Source organism: uncultured Chryseobacterium sp. (assembly GCF_913776365.1).
Taxonomy (GTDB): Bacteria; Bacteroidota; Bacteroidia; order Flavobacteriales; family Weeksellaceae; genus Chryseobacterium.
In genome coordinates, this window is sequence record NZ_CAJYMO010000356.1 from 1 (window position 1) to 15,370 (window position 15,370).

Sequence of the window (15,370 nt, forward strand, 5' to 3'; positions counted from 1 at the left end):
GTCACTACGGGAGGCGCCAACGGACAATCGTCCGCAAATAATCTTTCCCCGATAGATTTCAACAGTGACGGAACGGATGAATATCATTTTTTCTGGTTTCAGACTAATCCTGTCGAATGGAATCTGAATATCAGCAGGCCTCTGGCCACTTCAAGTGTAGCAGAGTCAGCGGGTCCGTATTGTTGCCAGACAGAACCTCTCGTCCAGAATGCAATCATAGGTCCGGCACTGAACTGGGCTACTAATACAAGTTCCTATCTTGCCAATACGGGAGCCCCTATTTTCAGTGGCCTGGGAGACCGGTACATCGGAGTCAGATTTAAGATAGGAGCCAATACGCATTACGGCTGGATTCTGATCTCTCTTGCCAATAAGACCCTTACGGTAAAATCCTATGCTTATCAAAAGACGCCGGATACACCGGTTGCTGCCGGTGATAAAGGCAACCTTTCGGTGTCTGAAGCCGGTGCGGTCCGTGCTTCGGGACAGCTTTATCCTAATCCTGCGAAAGAATATTTTACAGTAACCGGCGGTACGGTTAAAAACTTTGCTTATGAAATTACAGATGCTTCAGGCAGGATGGTAGACAAAGGATCAGCTGACGCGGAAAAAAAAATCAGTATAAAATTCAGTACAGGCACTTATCTGGTAAAGCTGAAAAGTGAAGGTGAGATCTCGGTTCATAAACTTATAGTAAAATAATACTTTATCAGAAAGACCCCTTGAATTTATAGTAAAGGGTCTTTTTATTTATGATCGTTGATGGTAAACAACCAATAAAGGATCGCTCTTTGCAAAAGGCTTGCCTGATTCAAAATCACCTGCCGGTATCTCGGATTATATTCCAAGAATGACGGCTGATGATTTTACACCTACAGCAGAAACAGGATTTTTGGCTTTATCAATTGTATTGGTTTAAAAGTAGCATTCAAATCATATTGCGATAACTGCATTGCTTCTATCTTTACCATTCATTTAACCAGACGGAATACCGTAAAAAAGACAACTGCTATGGCAGATGCCGTCCTTCAAAATCTTTTTGTATATATTAGGATTTCCTGGTATAATTACAAAGAAATTGTCTATTTTAGATCAAAATATAAGCATAAATAATTTCACATTGTTGCAAACGGCAAGTGGATAAAAATCAAAGGATAACATAAATGGCAATACTCGTAACGGGAGGTCTCGGATACATCGGTTCGCACACGGTTGTCGAACTCTTGAACAGCGGTTTTGAAGTGGTCATCGTGGATGATCTTTCCAATTCCGAAAAATTTATTTTAAAAAACATTGAGGAGATTACAGGGAAGAAACCTGTTTTTTACCCTTTTGACCTGAGAAGGAAGGAACTTCTGGCACAGGTTTTTGATGCCCATCCTGTTGAGGGCTGTATCAATTTTGCCGCATCCAAGGCAGTAGGGGAGAGCCAGCTCAAACCGGTGGATTATTATGAGAACAATCTGTTCTCCCTGATCAACATCCTGCAGGAATTCAAGGCAAGGAAAATTTCAAATTTCATCTTCAGTTCATCCTGTACAGTGTACGGCCAGGCGGATACGATGCCGATTGATGAAAATACGCCGCTGAAAATGCCGGAGAGCGTTTACGGAAAAACAAAGCAGATGGGAGAAGAAATCTTAACCGATTTTGCCAAAGCCTATCAGCGTAAGATCACATTGTTGAGGTATTTCAATCCGATCGGGGCTCATCCTTCGGCAAAACTGGGAGAACTGCCTATCGGAATTCCGAACAACTTAGTGCCTTATGTGATGCAGACAGCGGCCGGGATCAGGGAAAAACTGAATGTCTGGGGAAATGATTATCCCACCGAAGACGGAACCGCAGTGCGGGATTATATCTACGTCGTGGATCTCGCCAAAGCGCATGTGGCCGCTTTGCAAAAACTGATGCAGCACGGAAATGATGAAACCGTCATCGATATCTATAATCTCGGGACCGGAAAAGGATCTTCAGTGCTGGAGGTGGTAAAAGCCTTTGAAACCGCCAACCAGGTAGAAGTTCCTTATCAGATCTGCGACAGGAGGGAAGGAGATATTATCATCGCGTATGCCAATGCAGACAAGGCAGAACGGGAACTGGGCTGGAAATCGGAAACTTCTTTGGAAGAAGCGTTAAAAACGGCATGGCAATGGCAGCAATACTTAAAAATGAAAAATGAATTCGGAACCGTTAGAAACTAGACTCACACATTTAAACAATTCAGATATGAAAACACAAAGAATAGGTATCACATTTTCCTCATTCGATTTACTTCATGCCGGACATATCAAGATGCTGGAGGAAGCCAAAACCGTCTGCGACTACCTTATCGTAGGACTGCAGATCGATCCTTCCCATGACCGGCCAACGAAAAACAAACCTACACAAACCATTGTAGAGCGGTATATTCAGTTAAGAGGCGTTAGCGCGGTAGATGAAATCATCCCGTATTATACGGAAGAAGACCTGCTTGATATCCTGAAATCTTTTGTGATCGATGTAAGAATCATAGGCGATGATTACCTCGACAGGGATTTCACCGGTAAGAAGTACTGCGAAGAGAAAGGCATTGAAATCTTTTATAACAAAAGAGACCACCGCTTTTCTTCCAGTGACCTGAGAAAAAGGATTTACGAAGCGGAACTGGCCAAGCTTTCCAGAATAGAAACTGCTGAAACTGCAGAATAAAAAAAATCCCGAAATTATTTTCGGGATTTTTTATGTCTGTAATTCTTATACCGACCCATTACATCGGGCCGCCCTGCTGATCATCTCCTGTTGCATTGGAATTGATGTCTTTTTTACGTTTTGGCTGGTCTACCTTCTCATTTCCCTGTTTGAATCTATAGGTTAATGAAATAGCAAACTGTCTTGGCTGCCACTGCATGTAAGACTCCCGCGTAAATCCAGGTCCGTAAGATGTCGATTGCATTGCTCTGGTATTGAAAATATCCTGAATATTGAAAGATATTGTCCCATCACCTTTCCAGATGGTTTTAGAAGCTCCAAAGTTCAGCGCATACATATCCTTTCTGTCAACACTCTGTGTTTTTTGTCCTCCTCGGTAAAATCCCTGAAACTGGATATTAAAGGTTTTGTCGATCTTGATTGTAGAAGTAAGTCTTGCTCTTACTGAGACACCGCTGCCATCAAACGGGAGAGGTTCACTCATAAGGACCGGATCAAAGAATGTACCTTTGGTATTATATCCGAAAACGTCTACGTTTCCGAGGAATTTAAGCCATTTCGTAGTATCCCAGTTGAAATTCAGGTCGAGACCGAATCTGTCGTCGCTTCCAAGGTTTACAGGCTTTGTATGGAAGACGGTAGTAGGAACATTGTTAATATTTTCCTGTTTGTTGTAGGTTACAATCTTTACATCATCAGACTGATGTCTGAAATACAATGTTGGATTAATGGTAAATTTACTTTTGGAAATACTGTATCCTATTTCATAAGAATCCACATACGATGGATTCAGGTCGATATTTCCGTCAAAGATATTCTGATTGTCGCTGTAGCTTGGATTAGGAATCAGAAAAAAGGATCTCGGTCTGTCGATTCTTCTTGAATAATTCAGCAAAAACTGATTGTCTTTTGAAATTTCGTAACTTAAAAATATACTCGGGAAAAGATTATTGTAGTTTTTCGTCGTTTTTTGGGTCTCTCCAGATAAGTTGAGGTAATCGATATCGACAGAAGTGTATTCATTCCTTAAACCCAGTTGATAGCCTAAATTACCTATTTTACTTTTAAACTGAACATATCCTGCATTGAACATTTCTTCATATCTGGCATTATATGAATATTTTTCAAGATAAAGCATGAATGGTAAAGTAGAGGTTTTTTGCTGTACGAGATTCTGGTAGTTGTTGTTGTTAACGTCTATTCTATAACCTGCTTCAAGCTTGGAATTTTCTCCGATAGGAAGTTCGTAATCTGCTTTACCTATTAGCGTCTTGTTTCTTGTTTTCTGATCAATAAGATTATCCAGATCAAAAAGACCGTTTTGGGTCTGATTGATTATGCTCCCGTTATTTGAGCGATTGCTCTGAAGACTCACTGAAAGAGATAAGTTCTGGCCCTTATCATCGAATTTATGGTCAATGCCAAAATCCCCCTGGAATGCTAAATTATTATTTGTACCGAGACTGGCCCGGTTTCTTGTCGTTATAGCATTGCTGAAAGAATAATTGGTATAATCGATATTTCCTGTATTGGTTCCGTCAAATGTCCTTACGGTTCCTGAAGCGTTGATCGAAGTTTTGTCTGTAAGGTCTACGACAAGGCCTCCGGTGGCGTTGTAATTATCATTCTTACTTTTAGAGATCGATTCATTATTGGTTTCTCTGAAATCTCCTGTTGACAGATATGCATTGTTTCGCTGTGTATTTTTAGATTCCCGGTAGCCGCCACCGCCATTTAGAAACCATGTAAAATTTCCCTTCCTCCAGCTTAAATTCGTATTTAAATTGGTTTGTGGCAGATATCCTAGCGTACCTAATACACTTCCGTTAAATCCTGTTTTTTTGCTTTTTTTAAGAATTATGTTCAGAATACCGGCTGTTCCGCTTGCTTCAAATTTCGAGGAAGGATTGGTAATCACTTCGATTCTCTCAATCTGGTCTGCAGGGATGCTCTGCAATGCATTGGCTCCGTCATCAATACCCAGTAATGCAGATGGCTTACCGTTAATCAGGAATTTTACATTGGAACTTCCTCTCATCGATACGGTTCCGTCTGTCTCTACAGATACTGAAGGTACGTTAGACAGGACATCCTGAAGGTTTCCGCCTTTGCTGACAATATCCTGGGAAGGATCGTAGGTTCTCTTATCAAGTTCTACCTTATATGGTTTTGTAGACGGCGCTGTAATAACTACGCCCTGGATATCACCGGTTTTCAGATTGGTGGTATTGGCTTCCGGATCTATGGACAGGGCTCCGATGTTCCCGGCTGCCGTAATCTGTTTATTGACAACGCTCTTTTTGTAATCGATTGCCTCAATGATGATATCATAGGATCCCGGTGCAAGATCCAGCGTATACTGGCCTTTCTCATCAGTAAGCGTGGCATCACTGAATAATTTATTTGCTTTATTACTGAAGGTAACTGAAGCATAGGGAACGGGCTGGCTGCTCTTGCTGACCACCGTTCCGGAAATACCTACCTTCTCCTGTGCAAAAGCCAATGCGGCCGCCGATAGTACAAAGGTGAGCCCTAAGGTCTTCCTTGTAAAAATGTTAATAATTTCCGTCTGATTCATAAGGTATTGTTTGTGTAAAATCGTGAAAAATCACACCCGATATTATGAAATTGCTAATGATGCATGTACCACAATAATGGGCTTTAGTTTATTATTTATGATGAATAGGTCGCTTATAAGAGCTGAATGTTAATTGCTAAATTGTTAAAATAAAGTTAAATTTAATTATTATTTTATATTTCTGGAATTGAGCCAGTCCTGGTAAGCCTTCGCATTGATGGCATGCTCTTCGGCACTTACCGTAAATTTGTGGTATCCCGGCCGGACAGGATCAGCACACATATAGATGTAATCGTTATTTTCTGCATTAAGCACTGCATTTACGGAATTTTTGTCCACAATACAGATAGGTCCCGGCGGAATGCCTTTATTTGCATAGGTATTGTAAGGCGATGGGGTAGACAGGTGCTTATAAAACACTCTCTTGATGGGTGACCTGAAGTTCGTCTGTTTGTTGATGGCATAAATTACCGTAGGATCGGATTGCAGTTTCATTCCTTTACGGTAACGGTTCAGGTAAAGGCCTGCAATCGTTTTCATTTCATCCGGTTTCCCTCCGGACTCCTTATATACAATGGAGGCAAGGGCATACACCTGATCCCGGGTCAGTCCGGATTTTTGTTCCCTGTTTTTTCTTTCAGTGTTCCAGAATTCATTGTACTGGTCATTAAAACGGTTGAAAAAATCTTTCGGCTCTACCGTCCAGAAAAAGTTGTAGGTATCGATGAAAAAATACTTTTTCAGCTCCTCAGCATCGGCATACCCTCTCTCTGCGGCAATGGCATCAAGGCCACGTACAAATTGCAGTGAATCCAGTTCTGTTTTTTTGCTTACCTTTCCGATCATCTGGTAAACATCACCGAAATCCCCTATCCTGAAACTGTTTTCAGCCTGGTTTCCGGCTTTGATCATATTCACCAGATGGGCATTTCCCAGCCCTTTTTTAAAATGGTAACGGCCGGGCTTGAAATTCTCCGCAAGATCCTTTTCCTGGGCTATGGCTTCAAAAGACGCTCGGTTGTCAACATATTGGGCAGCGGAATCCATGATCTGCCTGAAAGACGCTTTATGCGGAATCAGTACATATCCGTCTTTCCGGATATTATTGCCATAATATTTTGTATAGAAGCGCAGTCCGAAAAATCCACCGATAACAAAAACAAGAAGGATGATGACAAGAACAGATTTTTTCATGTATATAAATGAATGAATTTTGGGTTAAAATAAATCGATTTTTCCTTTAAAAACCTGTTGTGCCGGACCTTCCAGCCAGATGTTGCAATAAGAGGAAGCCTTCTTTTCTGCGTAAACCCTGAGGTTTCCGCCAAGCGTTTTTACCTGTACTGAAGTTAGATCATGGTTTTGCATAAAAGTTAAAGCGGAAGCTGTAACACCCGTCCCGCAGCTGTAGGTTTCATCTTCAACGCCACGCTCGTAGGTCCTCACAAACAAGGCGTCATCTGCCAACGGCTCAACAAAGTTGACATTGATGCCCTTTTCGCTGTACCTTGGGGAATTCCTGATTTCTTTTCCTTTCTCGAACACCGGGAAACCTGCAAGATTCTGTACGTATTGTACAAAATGAGGCGAACCGGTATTCATTACGGTGTTTTCCCCGTCATACGATACGGTTTCCACATCGGCCATTTTCAGTTTAACGATATCGCCGTTGATCTCAGCTTCGTGGGCTCCGTCAATGGCATTGAACCGGCAGCTGTCTTCAAATATGCTCAGGAACGAAGCAAAGGCTACCGAACATCTGGCCCCGTTGCCGCAGAAACTTTTTGATCCGTCTGAATTGTAATAATCCACTTCAAAATCGAAACCTTCCGCGGTATTGATTTTAATGAGTCCGTCTGCACCGATTCCGAAGCGGCGGTCGCATAATTTCTGGATATCCGAAACAGAAAGGCTGTCCCATTCTCCCGGGCGGTTATCAATCATGACAAAATCATTTCCCGTACCCTGATATTTGTAAAATTCCATTGATCCTGTGGCGTTATATTTTTAAGCTGGCAAAATTACTACAATAAAACGAAAACGAACAGCGTTAACTGTCCGTTTCCTTATTTATAACGGTTTTTATCTGAATCCGCCGTTGCTTCTGCCGGAGGCCGGCTGCTGGGCCGGAGCCGGTTGTGTAGAAGTGCCGGAACTGTTTCTGAATCCGCCGCTGTTGGAATTTACCGTTCCGGAAGAATTGTTTCTGAAGCCTCCCGAATTCTGTGAAGAATTGTTTCTGAACCCGCCGTTGTTATTCTGAGGCCTTTGCGTCTGCTGCTGTGGCTGTGGCTGGTTTCTGAAACCACCGTTCTGACGCTGGCTGCCCGACTGCCTGTTTCCGGATCTGAAACTCCCGTTGTTACCATTGTTCCCGGTATTTACAGGCGCTTCATTGGTATTGTAACGGAAGCCATTGGCTGGCCGCTGAGACGTCACAACACCGCTGCCGCCTGATCTTCTCTCAACATATACCTTCTGTCTGGAATTGTTGTAATTCTGGTAATAGTAAGGAACTCCGTTGTCATAATAATAATTAACATCGTTCCTGTAATAATACCCGTCATTGCCCCAGTATCCGCCGTTTCCGTAATATCCCTGAGGCGCATAATAATATCCGTTATCATAAGAAGGGTTTCCGTAGCCGTTTACATACGGATCCGAGTACGCCATACAGGACGTCAGTCCTGCAAGGGTGATAACGCTGAATGCTATTTTAATTAAATTTTTCATACTTTTTTTCTGAATTTTTCTTTAAACTTTTTTTCCATGCGGCATATCCGAGGATTGCCATTACTGTAAATACCAAATATTGAACCGAAGTGATGCCCAGGCCTTTATAAATCATCATAGGGATGCAGATGAAATCGCCGATGATCCAGAAGATCCAGTTTTCAATGCGCCGTTTCGCCATAAACCACATTCCGACGAGGAAAACAGAGGTGGTAACCACATCCAGCCAGTTGCCCCAGTCCAGGTGATAAAGGCCGAGACTTGTATTCTGCATTGAAAAACCGTTATCGATATAAGGCTTGTAGTAATATACTCCTGTTACTAAGATGACACTTAAGGCAAAAAGTAAAATCCCGTAGGTCCATTCTTTCCGGGAAGCCCATGAAACCTCCACATGGATGTGGTCTCCTGAATGCCGATACCATAAAATCCAGCCATAGATGCTCATTACCGTATAATATACATTGATCATACAGTCCCCCAGCAGACCGAAATCAAAGAGGATATATACGTAGATCAGGGTAGAGATAATGCCGGTGGGATACACCCAGATATTTTTTTTAATTGAAAAATAAACGCTCAGGATTCCGAATACCGTAGCAACGGCTTCCATAAGGATCTGTGCAGTATCATAGGCTTCATAAGGCTTAATGAAGAGATTGTATAGATTCATGAGTTCAAAAATAAACAAAAAAAGAGAGAATTTCCAATCATTTAAATAATGTGAAAATCAGAATTTTATCCTTTGTCTGTAAAATAAATGTTTAAAGTTTGTCAATAAACGTTAAGGTTTCTAAATTTTTTATATTTTCGTAAATCTTTAATAAATAATAAAATATGTCAAAAATCTGGACGAAAAAGCCGATGAGTGCTTTTGAGAATGATGTTAAAAGCAGTCAGCTTAAAAGGGTGCTCGGTAAATGGAGTCTTACCGCTATCGGTATCGGTGCGATCATCGGAGGCGGGATCTTCGTACTGACAGGTACCGGAGCTTACTACCATGCAGGTCCTGCATTGGCCATTTCTTTCATCATTGCAGGGATTGCCTGTATCTTTGCCGCCTTGTGTTATTCTGAATTTGCTTCCATCCTTCCGGTTGAAGGTTCTGCTTATGCTTATGCCTATGGAACCGTAGGGGAAATCTTTGCCTGGATCATCGGCTGGGGTTTAATTCTTGAGTATGCTATGGGTTCCATGACGGTTGCCGTCTCGTGGTCCGGCTACTTCAACAAATTACTGAAGATGTTCGGTATTCACCTGCCGGAATACCTGACTTCCGATCCGGCAAGTTATACCGGTGAAGGTTTTTCCATGAACTTACCGGCCTTCCTGATCGTACTGTTTGTCATCGGGATCCTGATCAAAGGGACAAAAGAAGCAGCTAAGGCAAATAACCTGATTGTTATTATGAAGGTATCTGCCGTATTGTTTGTCATTATAGCAGGAGTGTTTTTCATCAATACCGCCAACTGGGATCCTTTTATCCCGGCGCAGAAAATGGTGATGGAAGGTGAAAAGATGAAAGAAGCCTACGGTATCCAGGGAATTGTTTCCGGAGCAGCAGCCATATTCTTTGCCTATATCGGATTCGATGCGGTTTCTACCCAGGCCGGTGAAGCCATCAATCCTAAAAAAGACGTTCCGTTTGCCATTATCGTATCGCTTCTGGTATGTACTTTCCTATACATTCTGGTTTCCCTGGTTCTCACAGGAATGATGAACTACAGCGATTTTGATCCTCAGGGCAAATATCCTGATGCCATCAAGGCTCCCGTTGCTTATGCTTTTGAAATTGCCGGACAGGGCTGGGCTGGTTATATTATTACCATTGCTGCTACCGTAGGGTTGATTTCCGTACTGATGGTGATGATCATGGGGCAGTCCCGTATCTTCCTGGGAATGTCTAAAGACGGGCTGATTCCTAAAATGTTCAGCGATGTGCATCCTGTAAGAAAAACACCGGCCAAAAGCCTCATGCTTCTGGGAATTGTGATTGCTACCATAGCTGCCTTGACCCCGATCAGTAAACTGGCCGATATGACCAGTTTCGGGACCCTTTTTGCGTTCACCATGGTGTGTGTGGCCGTCTGGATCCTCAGAAAAAAAGAACCGCATCTGCCAAGAACTTTCAGGGTTCCGGCATTACCGGTCATTGCTTCCCTGGGAATCTGTATCAATGTTTATCTGATCTGGAATCTTAGCCATGAAGCAAAATACCTTTCTATGGGATGGCTTGTCTTAGGAGTAATTATTTATTTCACCTACAGCTTAAAGAATAGCAAACTCCACCAGGTGGGATATGGCGAAACGTTCAGAGCAGAACAGGAACCACTTGAAAAACCGGATATCGATTAATAAAAATATAGATGAAAAATCCACAGCGTGCTGTGGATTTTTTATTTTTGTACCTATGAAAAAAATCTTTCCCTTTCTATTGGCATTCTCAGGTGTCCTGGTATTTTCACAGCAGGTAAAAAGCCTGGAAACTGTTTTTACGGACAAGATCAGCATCAGGGCCATTGAATTGTATGACAACAAGGTCTGGTACAGCGGAACGGATTCCAAATTCGGGTTTGTCGATCTGAAGAACCCTGAAAATAAAAAGCAGCTGATTGTATCTGATAAGAAACAGCAGTTCCGCACATTGGGCCAGGATAAAAATGCTTTTTATACGATCAATATCGAAAGCCCTGCTGAGTTTTACAGGATTGACAAAAATAGTCTGCAACATAATGTCGTATTCCGGGATACGGCCAAGACTGCTTTTTACGATGCCCTTCATTTCGTTAATGATCATCTTGCGTATGCCTTCAGCGATCCGGACCGGAGCCACAGGCTGAAAATGGCAGCGTTCAGGAACGGAAAATGGAATTTCCTCAGGAGCGATGTGCTGCTGCAGGAAGGGGAAGCCGCCTTTGCTGCCAGCAATACAAATATGGCATCCACAAAAAAACATCTTTGGATTGCTACCGGGGGAAAAGCGTCACGGATAATACGGCTGAACCTGAAGAGCGGTACTTCCGAAGTTTTTACTACGCCCTTTATTCAGGGTGAATCTTCCAAGGGAATCTATTCTATTGACTTCCTGAATGATAACTTCGGAATTGCTGCCGGTGGTGATTACACAAAACCGGAAGCCAATATCAACAACATTGCGACAACAAATGACGGCGGGAAAACCTGGCATGTTCAGGCTTCGGGACAGAACGCCGGTTATACTACCTGTGTAAGGATAAAGCCAGGTTCAAAAGGAAAAGAAATTATTGCTGTAGGTGACAAACACATCAGCTATTCTTCCGATTTCGGGAAGACCTGGAAGAAAATATCGGATGAAAAAGGCTTTTTTGTCTGCCAATGGTCTGGTGCTGATACCATAGTTCTTGCCGGTAAAGATAAAATTGCCGTCTTGAAGCTTGGCAACGGATAAAGGAGGCAGTATGAGTATATGTGAAATGACGTATGGAAACAGCTCTTTTCTGGTCCGGGACCTGGATATGCAGCTGATGTTCTTTTATATTCATGAAGAAATGCTGGACGGCCGGTACTTTTTTGCCGGGAAGGAGGCTTTTCTTTCCCGCCTGGATTTTTACGCGAAAGGATATGCTTTCGGGGAACTGCATCTTGGCTGGAACCGGTTTCTTACAACGGGCCAGGAGTCTGAAACCTTGATTGTGCTTCTTGGGAATCTGATCGTCCGTCTCCACAGCAAAGGGCCGGAGATCATCCGGGAGGAAATAGAGGCCATTCCTGTGGATGATTTTCATTTTAAAATGTATCTGGACAATCCATTTCCTGTTTCCCGCCTTATCCGGATTGCTGAAGCGCTTATTCGCATGATCAGCGGAAGCTGGAATCAGGAAATGAACCGGATGCTGCTCCTGCCGGATTGAAATGCAAGCTTTTTAACTGCATTTTTAAATCTAAGGCATAGAAAAAACCGTTTCTTTAATTGGATTTTTGATCTTACCTTTGATCCGGTCTTTCCGCCGGGAAAATACAAGCCTGTTATGATCATCATGTTCCGCAGAAGTATTTAGACTCATTATAAATTCCGGAAAAAAAGGCTAATATATTTCATGATTCAAAATCCATAAGATATATTTAATTTTGCATGGCGAAGTTCCTCAGGGAAAGTCGGCTTAAAACTTAGATCTGAAATGAATTCTTTAATAGATAAATATAATATTCCCGGTCCCCGCTACACTTCTTATCCCACCGTTCCGTATTGGGATGAATCCGGCTTTACCCCGGAACAGTGGAAACAGACGGTCATCCGGTCCTTTAACGAAAGCAATGCAGACGAGGGGATTTCCATTTACATCCACCTTCCTTTCTGCGAGGCCTTGTGTACATTCTGTGCCTGCCATAAAAGGATCACCAAGCAGCACAGTGTGGAAATTCCGTATCTGGAAAGTGTTCTGAAGGAATGGCAGCTGTACCTGCGCCTGTTCAGCGAAAAACCGAAGCTGAAAGAACTTCACCTCGGGGGCGGAACACCTACGTTCTTTTCACCGCAAAACCTGAAAACCCTGTTGCAGGGGATTTTTGAAACGGTGGAAATTGCGGAAGAACCGGAATTTTCTTTTGAAGGCCATCCCAACAATACCACCCGCGAACATCTTCAGACCTTATATGATCTCGGATTCAGAAGGGTAAGCTTCGGAGTTCAGGATTACGACCTGAAAGTGCAGAAAGCCATCAACCGGATCCAGCCTTTTGAAAATGTAAAAGCGGTAACGGAATGGGCACGGGAAATAGGATACCGCGGCATCAGCCACGACCTGGTGTTCGGGTTGCCGCACCAGACCTGGGAAGCCATGGAACATACCATCCGCAAAACCATGGAACTCAGGCCGGACCGCCTTGCCTTTTATTCATACGCCCACGTGCCATGGGTAAAAGGAGTCGGACAACGGGGGTTTGATGAAAACGACCTGCCGAGCGGTGAAGAAAAACGACGCCTGTATGAAGACGGAAAAAAACTGCTGGAAGAATTAGGCTATATTGAAGTAGGGATGGACCATTTCTCACTGGAACACGACGACCTGTACCAGTCCCTGATCCATAAAAAACTGCACCGGAACTTTATGGGATATACCTCCAGCAAAACCCAGCTGATGGTAGGCCTTGGGATGTCTGCCATCTCCGATTCCTGGTACGCTTTTGCCCAGAACGTAAAAACAGTGGAAGAATACCAGAAAATGGTGGAGGAAGGACATATTCCGGTGGTGAAAGGCCATATCCTCAATCCGGAAGACCTTACGGTAAGAAGGCATATCCTGAATCTGATGTGCCAGCTCGAAACCACTTTTGATGCAGCCCATTCTTTCCCGGAACTGGAACAGGCTCTGGCCATGCTGAAAGAAATGGAAAATGACGGGCTTGTGGAAATTCAGGGCCATCATGTAAAGATTACGGAAAAAGGAAGAGCCTTTACCCGGAATGTGGCCATGGTTTTCGATCTCAGGATGATGAGAAACAAACCGGGAACCCGGATTTTTTCGATGACGATTTAATGCATCCATGAACAGAAAAGTCCTTATTGTCTTCCTTTATCTGTATGCTGCCTTTTTCAGCATTGCCAAGACATTGAGGCTGCCTAACGACTGGGCTGAGGCGCACTGGATGCTTGATTACCGTTTCGGATTTATCAAGAGGGGACTGGCAGGGGAGATCTTCAGATGGGTAAGTGAGAAAAATGAATTCAATATAACAATTTTATCAGCAGGAATTCTTTTCCTGCTGTATCTTTTCATCATCATTATTGCGGTACGAGAAACCTGGAAGCGTTCCTGTAATCTTTCAACCGTTGTATTTTTTCTGGTTTTTTTCCTGTCGCAATATCTTATTTTTTCAGCCCACCTGATCGGTTATCTGGACCACGTTGTTTTTCTGTTTGCCATTGCAGCAGTCTATCTCATCAGGAGAGATAAAATAGTGTTGTCTTCTATAATTGCTGCCATAGGTATTTTGATCCATGAAATTTCATTTTTCCTGCTGCTGCCCGTGTGCTGTACGGCTCTTATCTGTAGCAGAACAGAAAGACGGGAATTTTCATTGCAGGATGGATTTTCAAAAGATAACTTGAAGCGGATGGCATTTTTTTTAACCTTTCCGGTTTTGACTACGTTACTGGTCATCTTCTGTCAGGAACAGCAAGCGATGACCTTTCAGGTCGTATATGACTATCTCAGAACATTCCCATTCATCACTGTTAAGGCTGCGGATTCAGTATCTTCCGCTTACACCAAAAGCTTTTTATACTATCTTAAGGATGAAAGCGGCCATTTTTTACAAAGGCTGTTCATCTCCAAAGCTACCATTCTGTATGGTATTCCACAGCTTCTTTTGCTCAGAATGCTTTACCGGATTTTCAATCTCAAAGGCCGTTTTCTGCTGCTGATATCGGTAACTGCTGCTGCGTTTGTCCCGCTATTGCTGAATGCCATTGCCTTCGATACCTACAGGATCTGGACCTTTCCCTATATGATACTTTTCCTGGAATTCTGGGTTTTGAGTTCCCGGTACTCTGCAGACCCGCTGGAAAAAAACAGGTTGACTTCTTCAGAATGGTTTTTATTCGTACTTGCAGCTGGTTTGGCTGGTTTTGTACCGAATGTACTGTTCGACGGAGAAACGGAAAGATTCAGCATCGCATTGCGATTCCTGTTGTTATTACCTGTTGCCGGCATGCTGTATTGGATACAAAAAGCCCCGGCCGATACGGGCGGGACTAAAAAACTATCTGAGAATGAAAAATAATCCTGGTTACTGTATCATGATTTTCTTGCTGTAAGCCTTTTCACCTCCGGAATTGATCGTAATGAAATAAGCACCTGCCGGAATTCCTGAAACGTCTATACTGTTATCCGGATTCAAAGTTTTCTGTTCCCATACTTTTCTCCCGTCAAAACTGATGATTTCCACAGTGGTATTTTTATCTTTCAGCCCATCAATGAAAATGTACCCGGAAGCAGGATTGGGATAAACGCTGACAGATGGGGATGCATCAGTCTCGCCGGTGGCCAGTACTGCATTTGTGGTTACTCTGAAAATTTTTCCGCTGCTGACGGCAGCCACAAACATTTCATTCTGGTTATTTACTCCGAAAGTCGAAAAATTGTTGCCTGCGGAGGCAGGGCCCCAGGTGATGGAATCGTCTGCATTCAGTACTCCGATCTGGGTAGAGCAGTAGTCGGCAAAGATATACCTTCCCTGCAGAGCCGGGAACTGCGAACCGCGGTAGACGTAACCGCCGGTAATGGAGCATCGTCCGCCGGAATGGTTATAGGCCGCTACCGGAAATGTCATGGTTGACTGTGCCGCACATCCGGAAGTATTATAGGAAGAATTACCTTCATAACACCT

The 15,370-nt window shown here is 43.2% G+C and carries 14 protein-coding genes; 8 read left to right on the forward strand and 6 right to left on the reverse strand.

What is annotated here, in order from left to right; genetic code table 11:
• From QZ735_RS18990 to QZ735_RS19000, 3 genes are all read left to right on the forward strand, one after another.
• On the forward strand, positions 1–702 hold a 702-nt coding region (locus QZ735_RS18990), incomplete at its 5' end, for a T9SS type A sorting domain-containing protein (protein ID WP_294252037.1).
• A 461-nt stretch (positions 703–1,163) separates the two neighbouring features.
• On the forward strand, positions 1,164–2,204 hold the full coding sequence (gene galE / locus QZ735_RS18995; protein ID WP_294252039.1) for a UDP-glucose 4-epimerase GalE: 1,041 nt from the start codon (positions 1,164–1,166) through the stop codon (positions 2,202–2,204).
• A gap of 25 nt (positions 2,205–2,229) precedes the next feature.
• Positions 2,230–2,691, forward strand: coding sequence for an adenylyltransferase/cytidyltransferase family protein (locus QZ735_RS19000; RefSeq protein ID WP_294252042.1), 462 nt, complete (start codon positions 2,230–2,232; stop codon positions 2,689–2,691).
• Between the two features lie 58 nt (positions 2,692–2,749).
• Here the strand turns inward: QZ735_RS19000 and QZ735_RS19005 are convergent, their stop codons facing one another.
• From QZ735_RS19005 to pnuC, 5 genes are all read right to left on the reverse strand, one after another.
• Positions 2,750–5,269, reverse strand: coding sequence for a TonB-dependent receptor (locus QZ735_RS19005; RefSeq protein ID WP_294252045.1), 2,520 nt, complete (start codon positions 5,267–5,269; stop codon positions 2,750–2,752).
• Between the two features lie 168 nt (positions 5,270–5,437).
• Positions 5,438–6,463 (reverse strand): endolytic transglycosylase MltG, encoded by a 1,026-nt coding sequence (gene mltG / locus QZ735_RS19010; RefSeq protein ID WP_294252048.1) that lies wholly within the window; start codon positions 6,461–6,463, stop codon positions 5,438–5,440.
• Between the two features lie 24 nt (positions 6,464–6,487).
• A complete protein-coding gene (gene dapF / locus QZ735_RS19015; RefSeq protein ID WP_294252051.1) occupies positions 6,488–7,255 on the reverse strand; it encodes a diaminopimelate epimerase in 768 nt (255 codons plus the stop codon).
• A gap of 96 nt (positions 7,256–7,351) precedes the next feature.
• On the reverse strand, positions 7,352–8,002 hold the full coding sequence (locus QZ735_RS19020; protein WP_294252054.1) for a hypothetical protein: 651 nt from the start codon (positions 8,000–8,002) through the stop codon (positions 7,352–7,354).
• Positions 7,986–8,675 (reverse strand): nicotinamide riboside transporter PnuC, encoded by a 690-nt coding sequence (gene pnuC, locus QZ735_RS19025; RefSeq protein ID WP_294252055.1) that lies wholly within the window; start codon positions 8,673–8,675, stop codon positions 7,986–7,988. Before pnuC ends, QZ735_RS19020 begins: the two co-directional genes overlap by 17 nt.
• 164 nt (positions 8,676–8,839) lie before the next feature.
• On the opposite strand from pnuC, the gene QZ735_RS19030 reads away from it, so the two are divergent.
• From QZ735_RS19030 to QZ735_RS19050, 5 genes are all read left to right on the forward strand, one after another.
• Positions 8,840–10,357: an APC family permease gene (locus QZ735_RS19030; protein WP_294252058.1), complete on the forward strand. Its 1,518-nt coding sequence runs from the start codon at positions 8,840–8,842 to the stop codon at positions 10,355–10,357.
• A 55-nt stretch (positions 10,358–10,412) separates the two neighbouring features.
• Positions 10,413–11,429 (forward strand): sialidase family protein, encoded by a 1,017-nt coding sequence (locus QZ735_RS19035; protein WP_294252061.1) that lies wholly within the window; start codon positions 10,413–10,415, stop codon positions 11,427–11,429.
• A gap of 10 nt (positions 11,430–11,439) precedes the next feature.
• Positions 11,440–11,892: a hypothetical protein gene (locus QZ735_RS19040; protein WP_294252065.1), complete on the forward strand. Its 453-nt coding sequence runs from the start codon at positions 11,440–11,442 to the stop codon at positions 11,890–11,892.
• Between the two features lie 267 nt (positions 11,893–12,159).
• Positions 12,160–13,518, forward strand: coding sequence for an oxygen-independent coproporphyrinogen III oxidase (gene hemN / locus QZ735_RS19045; RefSeq protein ID WP_294252068.1), 1,359 nt, complete (start codon positions 12,160–12,162; stop codon positions 13,516–13,518).
• A 7-nt stretch (positions 13,519–13,525) separates the two neighbouring features.
• Positions 13,526–14,764, forward strand: a complete 1,239-nt coding sequence (locus QZ735_RS19050) for a hypothetical protein (protein ID WP_294252071.1) — start codon at positions 13,526–13,528, stop codon at positions 14,762–14,764.
• A 6-nt stretch (positions 14,765–14,770) separates the two neighbouring features.
• Here QZ735_RS19050 and QZ735_RS19055 read toward each other — a convergent pair.
• The coding region (locus QZ735_RS19055) for a T9SS type A sorting domain-containing protein (RefSeq protein ID WP_294252074.1) at positions 14,771–15,370 on the reverse strand (600 nt) is incomplete at its 5' end.

Coding starts and splice junctions, on each gene's coding strand:
- QZ735_RS19040 (WP_294252065.1), top strand. CDS start 11,440: ATGAGTATATGTGAAATGACGTATGGAAACAGCTCTTTTCTGGTCCGG.
- QZ735_RS19030 (WP_294252058.1), top strand. CDS start 8,840: ATGTCAAAAATCTGGACGAAAAAGCCGATGAGTGCTTTTGAGAATGAT.
- QZ735_RS19005 (WP_294252045.1), bottom strand. CDS start 5,269: ATGAATCAGACGGAAATTATTAACATTTTTACAAGGAAGACCTTAGGG.
- QZ735_RS19000 (WP_294252042.1), top strand. CDS start 2,230: ATGAAAACACAAAGAATAGGTATCACATTTTCCTCATTCGATTTACTT.
- galE (WP_294252039.1), top strand. CDS start 1,164: ATGGCAATACTCGTAACGGGAGGTCTCGGATACATCGGTTCGCACACG.
- QZ735_RS19050 (WP_294252071.1), top strand. CDS start 13,526: ATGAACAGAAAAGTCCTTATTGTCTTCCTTTATCTGTATGCTGCCTTT.
- pnuC (WP_294252055.1), bottom strand. CDS start 8,675: ATGAATCTATACAATCTCTTCATTAAGCCTTATGAAGCCTATGATACT.
- QZ735_RS19035 (WP_294252061.1), top strand. CDS start 10,413: ATGAAAAAAATCTTTCCCTTTCTATTGGCATTCTCAGGTGTCCTGGTA.
- mltG (WP_294252048.1), bottom strand. CDS start 6,463: ATGAAAAAATCTGTTCTTGTCATCATCCTTCTTGTTTTTGTTATCGGT.
- hemN (WP_294252068.1), top strand. CDS start 12,160: ATGAATTCTTTAATAGATAAATATAATATTCCCGGTCCCCGCTACACT.
- QZ735_RS19020 (WP_294252054.1), bottom strand. CDS start 8,002: ATGAAAAATTTAATTAAAATAGCATTCAGCGTTATCACCCTTGCAGGA.
- dapF (WP_294252051.1), bottom strand. CDS start 7,255: ATGGAATTTTACAAATATCAGGGTACGGGAAATGATTTTGTCATGATT.